Origin of the sequence: Marinomonas phaeophyticola (genome assembly GCF_026966905.1) — a bacterium.
Taxonomy (GTDB): Bacteria; Pseudomonadota; Gammaproteobacteria; order Pseudomonadales; family Marinomonadaceae; genus Marinomonas; species Marinomonas phaeophyticola.
Map to the genome: position 1 here is coordinate 37598 of NZ_JAPUBN010000013.1, position 18038 is coordinate 55635.

At 40.1% G+C, this 18038-nt stretch carries 14 protein-coding genes; 9 read left to right on the plus strand and 5 right to left on the minus strand.

The features are described 5' to 3' along the window. Nucleotides 1-6: 6 nt before the first annotated feature. Nucleotides 7-1602, minus strand: coding sequence for a cation:proton antiporter family protein (locus O1D97_RS06380; RefSeq protein ID WP_269123923.1), 1596 nt, complete (start codon nt 1600-1602; stop codon nt 7-9). Nucleotides 1603-1741: 139 nt separating this feature from the next. After that, the gene (locus tag O1D97_RS06385; RefSeq protein ID WP_269123925.1) at nt 1742-3628 is read right to left on the minus strand and encodes a methyl-accepting chemotaxis protein; all 1887 of its coding nucleotides are present in this window, start codon (nt 3626-3628) and stop codon (nt 1742-1744) included. A 328-nt stretch (nt 3629-3956) separates the two neighbouring features. Here O1D97_RS06385 and O1D97_RS06390 point away from each other — a divergent pair, with 328 nt between their 5' ends. The 8 genes from O1D97_RS06390 to O1D97_RS06425 all read left to right on the plus strand — a co-directional run bounded on the left by O1D97_RS06390 (nt 3957) and on the right by O1D97_RS06425 (nt 12648). After that, nucleotides 3957-5228, plus strand: a complete 1272-nt coding sequence (locus tag O1D97_RS06390) for an MATE family efflux transporter (protein WP_269123927.1) — start codon at nt 3957-3959, stop codon at nt 5226-5228. Nucleotides 5229-5549: 321 nt separating this feature from the next. After that, nucleotides 5550-6731, plus strand: a complete 1182-nt coding sequence (locus tag O1D97_RS06395) for a TonB-dependent receptor plug domain-containing protein (protein ID WP_269123930.1) — start codon at nt 5550-5552, stop codon at nt 6729-6731. Beyond that, nucleotides 6644-7528, plus strand: a complete 885-nt coding sequence (locus O1D97_RS06400; protein WP_269123932.1) for a TonB-dependent receptor plug domain-containing protein — start codon at nt 6644-6646, stop codon at nt 7526-7528. Before O1D97_RS06395 ends, O1D97_RS06400 begins: the two co-directional genes overlap by 88 nt. Nucleotides 7529-7581: 53 nt before the next feature. Then, on the plus strand, nt 7582-8772 hold the full coding sequence (locus O1D97_RS06405) for an HmuY family protein (protein WP_269123934.1): 1191 nt from the start codon (nt 7582-7584) through the stop codon (nt 8770-8772). A gap of 27 nt (nt 8773-8799) precedes the next feature. Further along, on the plus strand, nt 8800-9861 hold the full coding sequence (locus tag O1D97_RS06410; protein WP_269123935.1) for a hemin-degrading factor: 1062 nt from the start codon (nt 8800-8802) through the stop codon (nt 9859-9861). Further along, nucleotides 9858-10760, plus strand: a complete 903-nt coding sequence (locus tag O1D97_RS06415; protein ID WP_269123937.1) for a heme/hemin ABC transporter substrate-binding protein — start codon at nt 9858-9860, stop codon at nt 10758-10760. The genes O1D97_RS06410 and O1D97_RS06415 overlap by 4 nt, the downstream gene beginning before the upstream one ends. Further along, on the plus strand, nt 10750-11826 hold the full coding sequence (locus tag O1D97_RS06420; protein ID WP_269123939.1) for a FecCD family ABC transporter permease: 1077 nt from the start codon (nt 10750-10752) through the stop codon (nt 11824-11826). Before O1D97_RS06415 ends, O1D97_RS06420 begins: the two co-directional genes overlap by 11 nt. A gap of 51 nt (nt 11827-11877) precedes the next feature. Beyond that, nucleotides 11878-12648, plus strand: coding sequence for a heme ABC transporter ATP-binding protein (locus tag O1D97_RS06425; protein WP_269123941.1), 771 nt, complete (start codon nt 11878-11880; stop codon nt 12646-12648). A 32-nt stretch (nt 12649-12680) separates the two neighbouring features. Here O1D97_RS06425 and mltA read toward each other — a convergent pair whose 3' ends face one another. From mltA to O1D97_RS06440, 3 genes are all read right to left on the minus strand, one after another. Next, nucleotides 12681-13793, minus strand: coding sequence for a murein transglycosylase A (gene mltA, locus O1D97_RS06430; protein WP_269123943.1), 1113 nt, complete (start codon nt 13791-13793; stop codon nt 12681-12683). A 162-nt stretch (nt 13794-13955) separates the two neighbouring features. Continuing rightward, the gene (locus O1D97_RS06435) at nt 13956-16439 is read right to left on the minus strand and encodes an EAL domain-containing protein (protein WP_269123945.1); all 2484 of its coding nucleotides are present in this window, start codon (nt 16437-16439) and stop codon (nt 13956-13958) included. A 133-nt stretch (nt 16440-16572) separates the two neighbouring features. Beyond that, nucleotides 16573-17169, minus strand: coding sequence for a DNA-J related domain-containing protein (locus O1D97_RS06440; RefSeq protein WP_269123947.1), 597 nt, complete (start codon nt 17167-17169; stop codon nt 16573-16575). 149 nt (nt 17170-17318) lie between these two features. Here O1D97_RS06440 and O1D97_RS06445 point away from each other — a divergent pair, with 149 nt between their 5' ends. Next, nucleotides 17319-17990 (plus strand): zinc metallopeptidase, encoded by a 672-nt coding sequence (locus O1D97_RS06445; protein WP_269123949.1) that lies wholly within the window; start codon nt 17319-17321, stop codon nt 17988-17990. Nucleotides 17991-18038: the final 48 nt, after the last annotated feature.

Sequence of the window (18038 nt, forward strand, 5' to 3'; positions counted from 1 at the left end):
TGTACATTATTGAGGCAAAGGCGTTGCTGTTGAACTGGACAAACCGATAAGTTGGAGACTTTCTTCCGCAAAGCCTGTTCCTGCTTCGGTATAAAAATTAAAGACGTTGTCTATGTCTGCCGCCAATAACTCTTCTCGCTCATCTTGGTAGCGAGCAATGGCGGCGATTTGCTTGTTATATCCTGATTTGCGCAATTGCATGGTAATGTTGCTACTGTCCTTAATCGTTGGTAAGGCGAGTAGGATCAATTCAATACCTTTAGTGTCCAACTTTTCCCATAAGTCAGCATCTTCACCGTCCCCAAAAAACACATTATCGCCATCGCTTTTCATAGAAGAAATACGAACCCTATCTGCATCCATGCCCGCAACCTGCTTACCTAATGTGTGTCGTAGTGATTCAAATGCGCCTCTTCCTACTCGTCCCAGCCCGACAACTAAGATGCGGGTATCTTTCGGTTGAATAAAGCTATCTTCATCTAAACAGACATCAGATTCAAAGCTTTTTATATTCTCTTTATGTCGTAAATAGAGTCTATGGGCATTCTTATAAAGTACGCTAGTAATAACAAAGGATACAGAAACGGATAGCGCTAGAATAACGAGCCATTCTTTGCTTAACCAACCGCTATCAACACTTAATGCGGCTACAATTAAACCGAACTCACTGTAGTTTGACATAGAGAGTGCGGTTAGAAACGCGGTACGCCCTCGGAGTTTTAAACGAGTAAAAATAATAAAGAATAGGGCAAACTTAATTATTAAAAATACGCTAAGAACGAAAGACATGCCTAACATGCCTAGAGTGGGTAATGCGGTAAACCCTATCGATAAGAAAAACCCAATCAGGAATATGTCTTTAAAATTCATTAAGGCTTTGTTTAATTCAGAGGACTTCGAATGTGATGCTAATAAAATTCCCAGAATCAGTGCGCCTAAATCGCCTTTTACACCAACAGAGTAAAATAATTCATAGCCACCAAAGGCTAAGAATAAGCCTGCTAATGGAAGCATTTCTCCATGGCCAACTTTGTCTAATAAGCGGTATAGAAAGGGGCGTAATAAAATTAACCCAAATAATCCAATGGCCCAAATAGTAGGGACTTTTCCTGTCGCTAAGACTAAAAAGACGACGGCTACAATATCTTGCATAACCAAAACACCAAGAGCGATTTGGCCGTGGCGAGTTTTCATCTCCCCTGCATCTTCTAACAGCTTGATAACACATACGGTACTACTAAAGCTGAGAGCGAAACCAATAATGAGAGCGGTTTTAAAGTCTAAATCACTAAAATAGGGCAGATTGATAGCCGCAAAAAACATGACACAGGACGCCGTTACCATACTCCAAAGTGCTTTATGGGAAAGCGTTCCTAACCAAATTTCACTTTTTAGCAGGTCCTTTACGTGCAGTTTTAAACCAATGCAAAATAGCATTAATGTAATGCCGACATGAGCTAAAGTATCGAGAGAGGAAGAAGCTTCTATTCCTAAAAAATTGAGGAAAAAGCCAGCCGCTAAGAAACCTATCAAAGGCGGCATATTGATCATTTTCATCGCTAAACCGCATAGAAATGCACACAGTATCCAAATAAATTCCATTCAAACCCTCTATTAATAAAATCAAAACTCAAAAAAATAATAAAGTATCATAAGCTATTACAAGAATGGCTTTCATTAAAAAGGCCAAGTAATGACAAGTACTTGGCCTTTTTAACCCGACATTATAAAAACAGCGTTATTACACTTTGAATTTGTCCAACGCGTGAGATTGTTGGTCGGTTAGTTCAACCATTGTTTTGCATAAGTCTTTTTGATTTTTTGCGCTTTCAGAGACCGATTGACTAATATCGCGAATATTTGTGGTATTACGATTAATTTCGTTTGATGTCGCGCTTTGTTCTTCTGCGGCTGTGGCGATTTGTACATTCATATTATTAATTTCAATAATACTCTCTCGAATTGCATTTAAAGAACGGCTTGCTTTACTTGCAACCGTTTGAGTGGCATTCGCGTTATCACAGCTTTTCAGGATGACCTCTTCAGCATTACGAACACCAACCTGTAACTGATTGATCATTTTTTGAATTTGCTCAGTCGATTCTTGGGTTTTGGATGCTAAGGTTCTTACTTCATCGGCCACTACCGCAAATCCTCGACCATGCTCCCCGGCACGAGCCGCTTCAATAGCAGCATTAAGTGCAAGTAAGTTCGTTTGGTCTGCAATATCGGTTATGACCGTTAAAATAGACTCAATATTATTACTGTAGCTCACCAGTTCATTAATCGTTGTAACAACGCTCCCCATTTGGTCTGTTAACTCAACGATGGAAGATGTTGTCTGGTTAACAATATTAACTCCTTCTTTTGCAGCAATATCGGCTTTATTCGCTCGATCTGCTGCGGTTTGAGCATTATCCGCCACATCATGAGCCGTGGCCGACATCTCATGCATAGCGGTTGCCAGTTGATCAAGTTCATTAAGTTGCATTTGTAACTGAGTGGCGGAATGGGAAGATGAGGATTCGGTTTCGTTAGTATTGGTACGAACCTCTGCAGATAAAGACTTAATTTCAACAATGAGTTTTTGTAAATAATCTATAAATTGATTAAAGGCATTGGATACTTCGCCAAACTCATCGTTACTAACGATATCTAAACGCTTAGTAAGGTCTCCATCACCACTGTTAATTTCTTGTAATGATTCTCTTATTGCTTGTAGCGGTTGTAATAGACGTACAACGACAAAGTACAAAATACTTGAACAAACAAGCGCTGAAATAATCGTACTAAGCAGAGCGGTCCAACCAAAATCTCTGGCGTCTTTGAGTACTTTTGATTGGTCTAAGACAACCCCAATGTACCAGTCTGTCCCATACAAATCGGGCAGTGGACTATAAGAGGTAAAAACAGGTGTGCCGTCAATTAGATTGCCTTCTATTAACTCAAGTGAAAACGATTGCTGTCCATCTTGGATGAAATCAGTGACGGGCTTGCCATTTAAATCAGCGTTTGGATGGCTAACAATCGTCCCGTATTTATCAACTAAAAATGCATAGCCGGATTCATTGAATGTCAGTGTGTTAACGGCATCAGAAATGGTTTTGAGGCTTAAATCACCACCAAAAACGCCCTTGAATTTACCCTTGTCTGTCAAATTGGCTATCGCTGAAATAATAATATCGCCAGTGACTGAATCCGCATAAGGATCGGAGAAAACGGCGCGATTATGCTTTTGAGCTATCGGGTACCAAGGACGTTTTCGTGCATCCCAATCGGCCGGCGGCTCCCATGTAGGGCTATTGGTGATGGCTTTACCATCGCTTTCTAAACCACCAAAAAGAATCATAAACTCTTTGTTAAAAACAGGTGTGTTGAATGTATTCGTGATGTTTTTTTTATTAAAGTCAGAATCGATTGTTTGAGCAATAGCATTTAATAAACTTAACTTTCCGTTAAGCCAATTATTAATTTGCAGTGCCAGAACTTTGCTGGTTTCTTGAGTGCTGGTTGCCGTTTTTTCAAATAGGGCGGTTTTTAAACTGTTGTATTGCATCCATGAATAGAGGGAAAACATAACAACGATGACGAGTGAGGCGCATAATGCGACTTTATGGGATACTTTCATTTTAGGCACCGTCTTAGTAGGGTTGATAAGCAATGCATATTACCATGCTTGTTCGTAGTTATTACTTGGAGAAAATCCATTAGGTAATCTTTTTTTTGTATATTACCCTATTTTAAAAATAACAATTAGCGTTCTAAAAAAGCAATCATATCTTGGTTGTTTTGCCATTTTATGGATTACTGAATGAGTATAGCCGTAAATTTATGACTTCTGATACTAAAGGTACATTCAATCACGTAAAATAGCTGAATTCTTAATTTAGTGACTTATTTGTATGTTTTTTTCAACATCCTCTTTTTATTCTCCTCAAGCGAAAGAACTCTTCAAAATGACATTGCCGATGGTATTCGGCATTTTTTCATTATTAAGTTTTCAGCTCGTTGATAGTGCATTTATTGGACAGCTCGGTGTTCTTCCTTTAGCTGCGCAAGGGTTTACCTTGCCTATGCAGATGATTTTGATTGGCTTACAAGTTGGTTTAGGCATTGCTACAACCGCTATTATTTCTCGAGCATTAGGAGCTAATAATCTAGAACATGCCCGCCAATTAGGGGGGCTTGTTTTACTGATTGGTGGCATTGGTATTGCTGTTTGCTGCGTGTTAATTTGGTCATTTCGACAACCTATTTTACTTTTTTTAGGGGCGCCAGAAGACGTGTTTATGATGATTGAAGGTTATTGGCCCCATTGGTTATTCAGTGCATGGTTAGGCGCCTTTATTTATTTTCTGAACAGCCTTTGTCGAGCCAATGGAAACACCATGCTACCCGGTATTATGATGGTCATTACTAGTATTGTTAATTTGATATTAGACCCGCTCTTTATTTTTACATTTGGACTGGGGTTGAATGGTGCGGCAATGGCCACTTCTTGTGCGTTTTTTATTGGAGGGATTATCGTTGTTTTACGTATTTCACAAAGTCATTGGACCAGTTTTAAATGGGAGAATCTTGATGTATTAGCAAGCCTAAAATCCATCTCTCATATTATGGGACCGGCTATGGTTAGTCAGTTGCTTCCTCCTGTGTCTTCCGTTTTAGCCACCAAGTTAATTGCTTCTTTTGGAGCGGTTGCTGTTGGAGCGTGGGCATTAGGCTCTCGTTTTGAATTCTTTTTATTAGTGGTAGTGTTAGCGCTAACTATGTCTATACCTCCTATGGTTGGGCGTTTGTTAGGTGCAAAGGAATACGATCGAATAGAAGAGTTAGTCATTATCGCAGGCAAATTTGTAATTTTTTTACAGGTGTTTTTTGCTGTTATTGCTTTTATTGGTGCGACTTTATTGTCGTCTTGGATGACGAGCGATAATGATGTTCAGGCTATTTTGAAATTGTTTATTATGATTGTTCCTATTAGTTTAAGTTCACTTGGTATCTGTATGTTAATGGTGTCTGTATCTAATGCACTAGGTCATTCTTATTCTGCTTTATTCATGTCGGCGTTAAGGCTTTTTGCTTTCTTCTTGCCTTGTATCTGGTTAGGAGCCTGGGTGGGTGGTTTAGAAGGTATTTTTGCTGGTGTCTTTTTCGGTAATGTTTTTGCAGGGATCGCGGCGTGGTTAATATATGCAAGAGTGTTACGTCAGCTTAGAACGGCATAAACACTTTTTTATCTCCTCTCCTAAATAGACTCTAAAAGCCAAATTTGGTAATGATTGCCTAGTTTGGCTGGATCTCCCTAGCGATTCCCCTTTTCCGTATTTTTAAAACTCTCGTATCCTAGATTGAGTGACACACTTGGTTGTCGCTCCGGATAGCATTTCAGTTAATTTAAGTTGATTAGTAAAGCGTTATTAATAGAAGGCCATGTATCGGTTCGTTTTCATGGCATAAAAATCTTTACATAAATGAGAATCATTATTGACAGCTACTAACTTAAAGTAAATAATAACCGTTATCATTTACATGTTTTGGTTCCTGTTATGAAGCTTGCTTTGCCTATCACTCTTATTCTGTTTAATTTCCCTGCCTATGCTGAAGAAACTCATTCGGCGATGAAATTAGATGAGCTGGTTGTTACCGGAACACGTTCACAAAAAACTTTATCTGACACACCTGTACGTACCGAAGTCATTACAAAAGAGCAGCTACAAACTCATAATGCAAAAACAGTAGCGGAAGCATTAAGAGGCATTCCTAATATTTTATTAAAGCCGATACATGGAAAAAGCGGCTTTGAAGTATGGATGCAAGGTTTATCGAGTGATCGGGTCAAAATATTAATCGATGGTTTGCCTGTGTCGGCAACAACGGGCTCTAGTGTGGATGTAACTCAATTATCTACGGTGGGTGTTGAACGTATTGAAATTGTTAAAGGGGCTACATCGGCATTGTATGGCAGCTCTGCGATGGGTGGTGTTGTGAATGTGATTACAGAAAAAGTGTCTGGCAACCGAACCCGCTACGCATTGTCTTTAGAAGCCGGCAGTTTCGCTGAAGATAATCCTAATGGTGATGAATTGAGCCCAGCATTTCGTCGCGTAAGTGCAACGGGAGTGAGCACCCTAGGTACTCTAACAGGAAGAGTGTCTGCCGACTTAAGTGACTCAGATGGCTTTGATGCTACGCCAAACACCTGGTCGACTCAAGGAGCAAGAGGGATGCGCTCTACACTTGGGGTTGATCTTGTTTGGAATAAAACAGCAACCACTCAATATTCTTTTGGGGTTGAGCGATATGCAGAAGATTTAAAGAGCAATCTACAAGAAAATGTAGGAGGGAAAGCCATTAATAAAATAAAAATGGAAGATACCGAAAGGATTCGGCTTGATTCGACTGCCCAATGGGACTTAGAGCAAGGTGTATTGAGCGCCTCATTTATCAAAGAAACCCTAGACAATACGACTTATCAAGATGTGGTTGTCACACCTGAAAAAGAGGAAAGAAGGGATGCCAGTTTAGCCTTCCAGCAAGCGAATTTAGATTGGATGATGCCAATATCGGCCTATCATACTCTTAATGTCGGTGGTCAGATATTTGAAGAAACACTTAGTCAAAAAAAGAATCACTTTATGAAGTGGATCCCGACACTCGTCGGAATAGCACGGATATCTATGCTCAAAGTGACTTGTTTTATGGAAACTGGGAGTTTCTCCCTGGAATGAGAGTGCAAGATGATAGTGATTTTGGCATTCACCTAGCGCCAAAAATCAATGCCAGGTATGACTTTGACAGTGGTTCGGAGTGGGAAAGGTATTTACGTGCCGGGATAGGTGCCGGCTATAGAGTGCCGAATTTGAAAGAGCGTCACTATCTGTTTGATCACAGTCATTTAGGTTACATAGTGAACGGTAATGATGACTTAGTTCCAGAAGAATCTATGAGTTATCAGCTTGGAATAGGGATTGAAAATGGTCCGTCTCAACGTTATGAAATTAACCTTTTTCTAAATAATATTAACAACATGATTACTACTGGTTTTGATCAGGAAAGTACGGCTTCGAGGTTTGACGGCGTACAGGTCTTTCGTTATCAAAATACTGAAAAAGCCCGTACCTATGGTGCTGAATTTAGTTTACAACAACCTCTTTCTACTTATTTATCACTGCAAGCTGGGTACACCTGGATGCAAAGTGAAAATCTTAAAACGGGTACGGCATTGACTCGTCGGCCTGATCATCAAATCAATCTTGCTTTAGAGGCGTTTATACCGAATTGGGACGCGCGAGTGTCTCTTTTAGGACGTTATCAATCGGCTGAATTTGTGGATGAACTGTCAACTATGCGTTCCCCTTCATGGAGTGAATTTGATGTCAAATTTAATAAAGCACTTACCGATCAATTTAGTTTTTTCACAGGTGTTAATAATTTTACAGATGTGCAAAAAGATTTTACTAATGGAATGGATTTCCGTCCAGAAATAGGACGTTACCTATATCTTGGCGTGACTTTCTCAGGTTAATACTGGCTGAGAATACATTGAATATTAATAATAAACGAGTAAAAGAGGAGTCTATGTCTATCCAATTTAAACGCGATCTTCCAAAGCGAATTTTATATCCAACAAGTGTTCTTTTGGGATCTATTGTCTTAGTAGCCTGTGGGGGAGGCAGTGATGGGGATAACGGTACAACGACAGACCCTGAAACTCATCCTAGTAGCTTATCGCAAATCATTGATGCCAGTGATTATACGGAGTTTACCTATTTTAACTTGAACACCAATAACGTAGTTGAGTTAACAGAGGAAGAGGCGAAAGCGTCAACTGATTGGCATATAGGATTTCGACGTTCGTCCATTATCCTAAATGGAGGCACTTCAGGAGGAGGTCAGGTTGCTGGTGCACTGGCTGTTTCTCAAGAGGGCTTTTATCAGAATGGCGAAGCGGACCCCAATGTCTTTTTAAATGCCTCGCCTGAGGCGGAACTGGAACATTTGACGGCGGATATTGATTTATCAAGTCTTAGTTATCAAACCGATACCTTCTCATACGCCATAACAGGATCCGGTGAAATATCCGGCACAACACTGGATATGGGGTGGTATAACTATGACTTCACTACCCATGCAATCAGTGCAAATACGAATAACATGTGGCTACTAAAATCCGCTGCTGGTGACAGCTATGCTCGTTTTTCAACACAAACGCTGGAGTATGGAGATGCTTTGAAGGTCACCTTTGTTTTTGACGTTCAAACGGCGGGTACCAACCAATTTGTGGATAACAATGCGGTTTTTACCGCTTCTATCCCCAATACGGGCGGTAAAGCGTGTTTTGACTTTGATAATAGCCGCAATGTTGATTGCGAAACGAATACGGACTGGGATGTACAGTTAGTCCTTCAGGGAAGAGATTTTATTCTTAAAACCAACAGTGGGCCATCAGGAGAAGGAAGTGGTGGCGCATTTGGTCCTTTTTTAACAACAGAAAAAACAACCTATGTTTCTGGAACGACAACGTCGGCAGGAACGGATATCAGTCGCCACTATTTGAGTGATAGTAATGAAGGTATTTTTTCAGAGCAATCTTGGTATGCCTACAACCTCAGTAATGGGCATAAATTATGGCCAAACTACCGTGTGTACGTTATTGATACGGATCAAACCGATGCGCTATCTCCACAATACAAGTTGCAGATTACCAATTATTACTCTGATACCGGAGTGAGTGGTTACCCTAATATTCGTTTTCAAGACGCTAACTAATTTATTCTCAGTTAAGGAGAGCAATGTATGTCTATTCAAGACATGGCAGGATCAAATATTGACCCCAGTGCTTTACAACAAGGGTGGAATAACCTGAAAGAAACGACGCCAGGGATCCGTATACGTAATGCGGCAGAGGCGTTAAATGTGAGTGAGTTGGAACTGTTATTAGTACAACCTTTAGCTCAGAGAGTTCGTTTGAAAAAGGAAGTAACAGACATTCTACGCGCGGTTGAATGTTTTGGTGAAGTGATGGCGCTTAGCCGAAATGAACAAGCCGTACATGAAAGAACGGCGAAATACAAAGGCTTAAAAGTATATGGCCGTGCTATGGGCATGTATTTAGGTGATATGGATTTACGGCTTTTTCTGAATCATTGGCAACATATTGTGGCGGTATCTGAATCCATGTCAAAGGGCCTTCGTCGTAGTTTACAGTTTTTTGATGCGGCAGGTGGTGCTATACATAAAATTTATGCCACTGATAACACCGATGTTTCAAAGTGGGATGAACTGGTTGCGGCAATGACGGCCGATGATCAAACAGAGCGTGTGGCATTAGAAAAAATAGAAACTAGTCGTTTTCCTAATATTGGATCGGTGACCTCGGAAGACGTTAGGACACCTTGGTCGAAATTAACGGATGTGCATGAGTTTAATGCGCTTCTGAAAACGCTTCAAATCGATCGTCTAGAGGCATTTGAGAAGGTGGGAGTCGATTATGCACAACCCATTAAGCTGGACAGTGTCGAGGTCGCTTTGGAGGCGGCGGCAGAAACGCAATTAGATATTATGATCTTTGTTGGAAATCGAGGCATTGTGCAAATTTATACAGGCACAGTGAATAAATTGTTGAGGATGAATCAATGGTTCAATGTTTTAGATCCTAAGTTTAATTTGCATTTGAATACCTCACAAATCACCTCTTGCTGGAAGGTAAGGCGTCCATCAAGTGATGGTGTGATTACCTCTATTGATTGTTTTAATGCGAAGCGAGAGTTAGTGATTAGCTTATTTGGTGCTCGTAAGCCAGGCCAAAAAGAACTTGTAGAATGGCAAGCGCTAACGGCAAAACTGGAGACATTATGAAATGGCAAACACCTGTTTGTATTACTTTTATTAGTGCTTTATGTTTTGCGTCTATATTTGCTTTTGCATTGCAGGCGACACAGGCTATTTCTGCAGAGCCAGTAACCGCAGTACATTTTGATAATGTGCCAACAAGAGTGGTCAGTATTGGTGGTGCTACGACAGAAATACTATTTGCTCTTGGAGTGGGTGATCGTGTTATCGGTTCAGATACCACCAGTTATTACCCTGAGCAGGCGCAAGAAACGGCTAAAGTCGGTTATATGCGGGCACTTTCTGCTGAAGGAGTTTTATCGTTGGAGCCTGAGGTGGTTTTTGCGGCTGAAGGCGCAGGGCCAGCAAAAGTGCTTTCTCAATTACAAGCATTATCCACTCCCTGGGTGTCTCTACCAGAAGTCACTTCTTTGGATCTTCTCTATGAAAACATCATGACTATTGGACAAGTTATGTCGAGAGAAGAGTCGTCTCTAGCGTTGGTAGCTCGTCTAAAAAAGGAGCAGTTTCAATTAGAACAGGCAATAAAAGCAGACAATAAAAAACCGAGAATACTATTTGTTATGCAACATACCGGCAGCCCTATGGTAGCCGGAAGGAATACGGCTGCAGATCGAATGATTCGTTTAGCGGGCGGTGACAATGTGGCGTCAGCGGTGCAGGGCTATAAACCGCTTACAGCTGAAGCCATGGTGAATTTAAATCCCCAATGGATTCTATCTACCACGCTTGGTGCTGATAAAGTAGGTGGCACGGAAGGTATGCATGGGTTACCAGGATTTAAATTTACGGCGGCGGCAAAAGCAAATCATATCATTGTGATGGATGGGTTATTTTTACTCGGATTTGGTCCAAGAACCTTGCAAGCGGCACAAGAGTTGAGATCGTTTCTGCATGATAAATAAATCTAATGAAATGAGTGAGCATGACCGCGTGATTCCTGTAATGCACATCCCGCTCGTGAAAATGTTATCGAACACGTCTCTTTCTATTTGGATTGGTGGGGGCGTTGTCTTATTTTTGGTTATGTTTTTTTCTTTGTCTATGGGGGCCTATCGTTTAGATTGGAGCAGTGTGCTTAGTACTGGATGGCATGGTCGGGATGGCATGATTCTATTGGATATTCGTTTACCACGAGTATTGTTGTCTGCGTCTGTTGGCGCCGCACTTGCGGTCAGTGGTGCGGCGTTACAAGGATTGTTTAGAAATCCATTAGCCGATCCCGGCCTAATTGGAATATCCAGCGGCGCGGTGTTATCTGTTGCATTAGTTATTGTGATTTTCCCTGCCTGGACCGCCTGGAGTGGCTTATATGGACTAAGCTTAGCGGCTTTTATTGGTGGCGCCTTGACCTGTGTCCTGATATTTAAAATTGGCCGTTTAAAAGGCGGTCATAATGTAATGCAGCTCATATTGGCGGGCGTCGCGATTAATGCTTTGGCAGGTGCAGCGGTTGGCTTTTTAACATACCTCAGTACCGATGAGCAACTAAGGACGTTAACTTTTTGGAGTATGGGCAGTTTCGGCGGTGCCATGTGGCCAGCGGTTTGGATGACCACGGGTGTTACCCTAATCAGCGTGGCCTTTTTAATTCATCAATCAGGGCATTTAAATCGACTGCTTCTAGGAGAAGCCGAAGCGCGTTATTTAGGGACAGACACAGATCAACTAAAACGCAGAATCATTTTATTAACGGCGTTGTCTGTGGGCTGTGCGGTTGCCGTTTCTGGCATTATTGGCTTTGTAGGTCTAGTGATACCGCATTTAATTCGATTAATGTGGAAAGCCGATCATCGTGTTTTAATTCCCTCTTCGGCGATACTTGGCGCCATCTTAATGATTCTTGCCGATACATTTGCTCGTACTGTGGTGAGTCCGGCTGAATTGCCTGTGGGTATTGTGACTAGTTTACTTGGAGGGCCATTTTTTCTTTGGTTACTTTTTCGACCGAATTCATCTGGGGCCTCTTAAGTCTACTGACTTTTTAAGGGTTTTTTTACATTTAATATAAAGAGGTAATCGGTGTTAAATCTTAGTTTAGTATCTGTAAATAAAGGCAGTAAGTGCCTACTTCATAATATAGATTTATCGATTTCTCCTGGAGAGCTAAGCATTATCTTAGGCCCTAATGGAGCCGGTAAATCCACCCTATTAAATTGTATGATTGGTGCCGAGTTAAAGTATCAAGGGCAAATTCAATTTGAAAATATAGAATTAAAGCAGTGGCCTATTAAAGATCTAAGTAAGAAGAGGGCGGTATTATCTCAATTAGCTGGGATCACTTTTCCTTTTACAGCCTTGGAAGTGGTGCAAATGGGAATACAAGAAGATGCTATAGTAAAAGACAGTCGTATCCTGTGTCTGGATGCATTGGATAAAATGGGTGTGGCGTCGTTAGCCCACATAGCCTATCCATTATTGTCTGGTGGGGAGCGACAAAGAGTGCAAATCGCACGAGCTTTTGTTCAATTAGCGAGCAGTGAACAGGGGAAACCTCAATATCTGTTTTTAGATGAACCTACTTCCGCGTTAGATTTACACCATCAATTACAGCTTATGCAACAACTACAGACGTTAGCTAAAAAAGGACTGGCGATAGTGTGTGTGTTACATGACCTGCAATTAGCCGCTCAATATGCAGATAAAATCATATTATTAAAAGAGGGCAATCTCATGGGGGTAGGTAAGGCGTCGGAATTATTGACGGAAGCAAACATCGAATCTTTGTATCGCGTCCCTAACCATATTGTTGCTCATCCTTCGAGTGGTCGACCTATGGTATTACTGAAGTAGTACCATAGGTGTGGGGTTGCTAATAACCATACTTACAACGATTGAAGCACTGTATTTTGGCTCGGTAGTAATAACCAGACGCTACCAAAATGCTTAAGTTGACCTGCGAGCACTTTGGCTTCTGCTCCTATTCCTTGATACCAGTCTATATGTCCAGGACCTTTAATCGCACCACCTTTGTCTTGTGCGAGTAATAAATGAAATGCATGTCCTATTAAATTTCCTTGATCATCTAGCTTGGGTAATTTACCTAATAAAATAGAACCTAAAGGGATGACATTAGGGTCAACGGCAATGGAGTATCTAGGTGTCAAAGGTAGGTTTGCAGCGCCTACTGGAGAGGTAGGACCTTCAGAAAAAAATAAATAACTGGGATTTGTCGACATAATTTCTCTTTGTCGTTCAGGGTGGTCCGCCAACCATTGGCGAATTGCCTGAGCTGACATTTTACTCTTCTCTATCTCGTCGCGTTCAATAAGCTCTTTTCCAAGGCTCCTATAAGAGTGGCCATTGACGCCTCCCCAAGAAAGTAATCTTTTTTGTCCATCTTCGTATTCAACGACACCAGACCCTTGAACGTGCAGAAAGAAGTTATCAATTAAACTATTCGTATAGGCGAGTTCAAGCCCCATACCGTCTAGAGCGCCCTCAAAGTCAATCTCTTCTCGGCTCGGCAATGGCTTATCCTGTGGCCAAATCGGAGATCTTGGCTTCTTATATAAAGGGAACCGATACTCATCATCTGGAGTATGTCGAACCGATAAAATGGGGACGTAGTAGCCGGTTATTTGAACATTACCTCTTTGATCTTGTCCTGCAATTTGGTGTGCAGTGAGTTGCGGTGTGTATCTAGGATCTTGCAACCACTGGCTAATTTCATTTGTAACAGCAACGAGAGACGCTTTAGAAAAGTGTAGATTCTCTAATTGGTAATCTTGTTCTTTGATTTTATTTAGATAATGGATTTGTTGTTGTAAGCCTTGTTGAAACTCTGGTGCTGGGTAAGGTAGACCTGGAGGCAGCTGTTCTTCTAAATACAGCTGTTCTCTTTTTTGAGCGGTTAAGTCTCTGCCATTGTTATCAAAATGGTTGCTGTCATCAATCTCTAGCTTAGTACAGGCACTTAATACTATTAGAGTAAGCATAAGGGTACAGCACTTGGCCGGCAGGTGGGCCATATTTGATGGCGAAAAATGATGCTGAAAAGGAATTATTGAAAATGGCATAGCGTCTCGTGCTTTCTGTTGGTAAGAAAGCGTAATGTAACATTAACTAATGTGGATCATTAAGGTAAATTCAATAGATTATTACGGAATGGCTAAACAGTCTTCGTCATTCAATAGTTTTAAATAGTGTTCTGGAAGCATGGGCCTATGGAAGAAATAGCCTTGTCCAACTTGGCAGTTTAGGTCAATAAGCGTCTGCATTTCTTCAATCGTTTCAATACCCTCAGCCGTGCTTTGAGCATGGGTTTTTATACATAAATCGATGATGCAATCACTGAGAACATGGTTTATTTTTGATTTATCGATGTCTTGAACAAACATTCTATCAAGTTTAATCTCTATGGGTTCTAATGCAATGACGTTATGCATAGAGCTGTAACCTGTTCCAAAGTCATCAATAGAAAACTTGAATCCATGGGCTCTAAGTAATGATAAGTTTACTCTAAATACTTCATTATCTTCAAAAATAGAGGTTTCAGTCACTTCTAAAATAATATTATGGGCTGGGATTTCGTAGTGTTTTTTGATAGCGATAATTTTTTGAGAAAAGTCTACTTGCAGTAGATCTTTCGCCGAGATATTAATGGAAATATGACGGTCCTTAATTAGATTCGGATTTTGACTAATCCACAAAAACACTTCTTGGATAATGTACTGGGTGATTTTTAGAATCAATCCCGCTTTCTCAGCAAGAGGAATAAAAAGGGCTGGTGATACGTAGCCCAATTCATGGTTATTCCAACGTAAGAGTATTTCTGCTCCTACAATAGATCGGCTCATTAAATGCACCTGGGGTTGTACATGAAAGCTAAGTTTTTTGTTTTTTAAGTCACGGTTTAATAATGACAGAATGTTTAGTTGATGCTTGTGATCAGATTTAAGTTTTCTATCATATCGAGTCCAATCATCATGGCTTTGTTGATTTGCTTCGGCGGCTAATTGCGCGTTTTGAAATAACTTTTCTACGTTATCTGCATCCAATGGGTATTGAGCGACACCAATATTAACACTGTGTTTAAATTCTAAATCATCAAACCATACGCTTTTTTCTAACGTTGGCATTAATTTTTTCAGCAATGAGTCAGTGTCATCGGAGGAGGTTAGAAAGATACAATTGCTTGAGCTTACACGAATTAACTTTATTTTTGAGCGTTCTATCCAGTCAAATGTTTCTACATCGTTAAGTGCCATTAAGGATTTATTTATACTTAAAAAAGCTTGACCTGCGGCATGGTCCGCATTGCCTGGTCCAACAGCTTGACTGAGTGAATGATGATCGGCAAGACGTATTAATATCAAACTAATAGTCCGGTTATCCTGTTGTGCCTTTGTAAAAATAGGATCAAGTTGAGATAGAAAAAATTGGCGGTTAGGCAAACCTGTCATTGAATCAATTAATGAATGTAAGTGCCTATCATTGTCGGATTGTCTCACACGAGCACTGAATGCAAATGAGAAGCCGAGTAGCTGTACAATCGAGGACAAGAGGAATAGGTATTCAGTGTAGCCATTATAAGGGATAAGGTTCCAATAGATAGCGGAACCGACTAAAGCACCAACCAGTAAAACTCCCCAAGAAAAAATGTACAATTGAGTTGCGAGAGTGTTGGTTGATTTGGTGTAAAACGCCCAATAAGCACACAGAGCAGAGACAATGATCTGTAGAAAAAGAAAAATAGGCGCCATGGAACTTTCGGTAAGGAAATAGCTTAGTAGAACAAAACTAAATAAGGTGCCATCGATTTTAAACCTATGCTCCCAAAAGATGGGGTGATGTATTTTTAAATTTAAGAATAATAAACTAAAACGATACACTCCCCATATTAGAATGGTGTGTAAGGTTAATAGATGTAAGGCAAACCACTGAAATAGGGTTTCATTAGGTAAGAACCACCTGCCAAAACCTAATATCAACCCGAGAGAGACAATTAGACCCGCATTGAAGGAGACATAATAGATAAAAGCAGAGACGCGGGTGAGTGAGTAAATAACGATATTATAGATAAGTAAGATGGTTAGCGATGTGAAGGCAATCACCCAAAAAGCGAGCTGTTGTTTTTTGCCTTGCTCAACATTCGATTCATCATAGAAAGAAATTGGAAATAAAATTGGACCGTCACTTTGACGTCGGATTAACAGGTGCGTTGGTTTCTCCGTACTAAGACGAATAGGTATCCAGATACCATCATAAAGGTTTGGTGTATTCCAGTTTTGTGCGTCGCCTCTAATCCACTCTTGAATCAGCTCAGTATCATAAAAAAGATAGAAATTTAAATTGTCTATCATGTAATTGCTGATTTTTAGATACAGGACCTTAGAAGAATCACTTTTAATCTCTGGAAAAGACAACTTATGCCAAAATGCGCTATTAGAAAAACTAATAGATGAAGGGTATGCTTGCGTTTTATAGTCCTGTAAAAGGGCTTCTTCTGGTGTTTTGAGGGCAGTTTCTACCCATGTTGGTAATGGTTGATGATTAAAAGATCCATCTGTGTCTGGTATGTCAAACCCATTTACAGAAAATGAGAGTAGTACACATAAAAGACTTAATAAAAACCTGAGCATCCTAAACGGCCTTTAATTAAATAGCGCTATAATGTAAACGCGTGAATGAAATATAAAGTGACTCAACATACTGCTCAAGCCGCAATGGTATTAATAATCTAGAAAAACAATGCTTCTATTGGGATCTTTTTAATTACTTACGACTTGACAACAATTCATAGGCTTCTTTTAACTCGATAAAATCACTTGCTGAGCCCCCTTTATCAGGGTGAGACCGACTGATTAATTTTCGATATTGATTTCTAATCTCGTGACTTGACGCAGTCTTAGGAAGTTGAAGTGTTCTAAAGGCCTCTTCAATTGCCGAAGGGTTGTGTAACCCCTTAAAAAAACTCTCCAACAAAGCTTCTACTTCCGCTTCATCTGTTTTTATGTATTCATCCCAATCTAAATAATAGTTGATGATCTTCTTTTCTGCTGAAAATTTTAATTCTGTTTGGTTTTTTTTTGTATCAGTGCTCGTCTCTTGTGTAACGGTAAAATCAATTTGAATCTTAAGTGGCGAAATGGAAAGAATTAACCCTTCGTCTTGTAAAAGTTGACTTTGTAATTGGTAAAGTGCATTCATAACTAAAAAGTGCTGCCTAAACAAACAAAGGTTTGAGTCATCTGCTAACTTGCAGAAATCTGGAAACTGTGACTTTAACGATCGTAAAATTTCATATTCAGATAGGCCTTTATTATGCGCTTTCAAAATACTTAAAATTGGAATGATAAATGGGTTTTTCATATTTTTGAGAAGTCTGTTGATAAATTCGAAAAAGTAGGTAATTCCAATCGTGATCAGTAAAAAAATACCCAAAGACTATGATTGACTTGACTCAGCCTAACGTTTTTACTGTGTTAATTGAATCGTTGCTCAACATCTAAGGGTATATTGTGTGGATTTTACTGCTTTTAGTTTTTATTGTACTCGTCTTTGGCCCAAGTTTATGGGTTAGATACACTTTAAAACGATATTCATTTCAACGTGATGATTTTCCTGGAACAGGTGGTGAATTTGCTCGGCATCTTTTGAGTCGATTTGAACTAGCGGCAACGGTAGAGCAATCTCAAGAAGGTAAGGATCATTATGATACTAGAGATCAATGTGTGCGTTTAAGCCCAAGTTATTATAATGGTAAATCCTTAACGGCGATTACCGTTGCCGCTCATGAAGTAGGTCATGCCATTCAATACGGGAAACAAGAAAAAATAACCCGATTACGTTTACGTTATTTGCCTGTTGCACATTTTTTAAAGAAAGCCGGATCCTTTATTCTATTTGGGTGGCCTGTTATTAGTGCAATTTTACATCTGCCTTATGCGATTCCTTTGCACGTCCTTGCTGTTGGGGTAACCGGAATGGCTAGTGTACTTATTTATGTTGTCATTTTACCTGAAGAAATGGACGCCAGTTTTCGTAAAGCATTGCCTATTTTAATTGAAGGTAATTATGTTCAGGATACTGACATTCCAGCGGTAAGGCGTATTTTAAAGGCTTGCGCTTATACCTATATAGCCAGTGCTTTGATCAACATCATTTTTGTATGGCGCTGGCTTAAACGTTAATATAAGTTATTTGTGTGATTTATGGTTGTCATGAAAACGTCATCTTTT

Coding starts and splice junctions, on each gene's coding strand:
- mltA (WP_269123943.1), bottom strand. CDS start 13,793: ATGCTTACTCTAATAGTATTAAGTGCCTGTACTAAGCTAGAGATTGAT.
- O1D97_RS06380 (WP_269123923.1), bottom strand. CDS start 1,602: ATGGAATTTATTTGGATACTGTGTGCATTTCTATGCGGTTTAGCGATG.
- O1D97_RS06395 (WP_269123930.1), top strand. CDS start 5,550: ATGAAGCTTGCTTTGCCTATCACTCTTATTCTGTTTAATTTCCCTGCC.
- O1D97_RS06390 (WP_269123927.1), top strand. CDS start 3,957: ATGACATTGCCGATGGTATTCGGCATTTTTTCATTATTAAGTTTTCAG.
- O1D97_RS06410 (WP_269123935.1), top strand. CDS start 8,800: ATGTCTATTCAAGACATGGCAGGATCAAATATTGACCCCAGTGCTTTA.
- O1D97_RS06415 (WP_269123937.1), top strand. CDS start 9,858: ATGAAATGGCAAACACCTGTTTGTATTACTTTTATTAGTGCTTTATGT.
- O1D97_RS06420 (WP_269123939.1), top strand. CDS start 10,750: ATGATAAATAAATCTAATGAAATGAGTGAGCATGACCGCGTGATTCCT.
- O1D97_RS06440 (WP_269123947.1), bottom strand. CDS start 17,169: ATGAAAAACCCATTTATCATTCCAATTTTAAGTATTTTGAAAGCGCAT.
- O1D97_RS06435 (WP_269123945.1), bottom strand. CDS start 16,439: ATGCTCAGGTTTTTATTAAGTCTTTTATGTGTACTACTCTCATTTTCT.
- O1D97_RS06405 (WP_269123934.1), top strand. CDS start 7,582: ATGTCTATCCAATTTAAACGCGATCTTCCAAAGCGAATTTTATATCCA.
- O1D97_RS06385 (WP_269123925.1), bottom strand. CDS start 3,628: ATGAAAGTATCCCATAAAGTCGCATTATGCGCCTCACTCGTCATCGTT.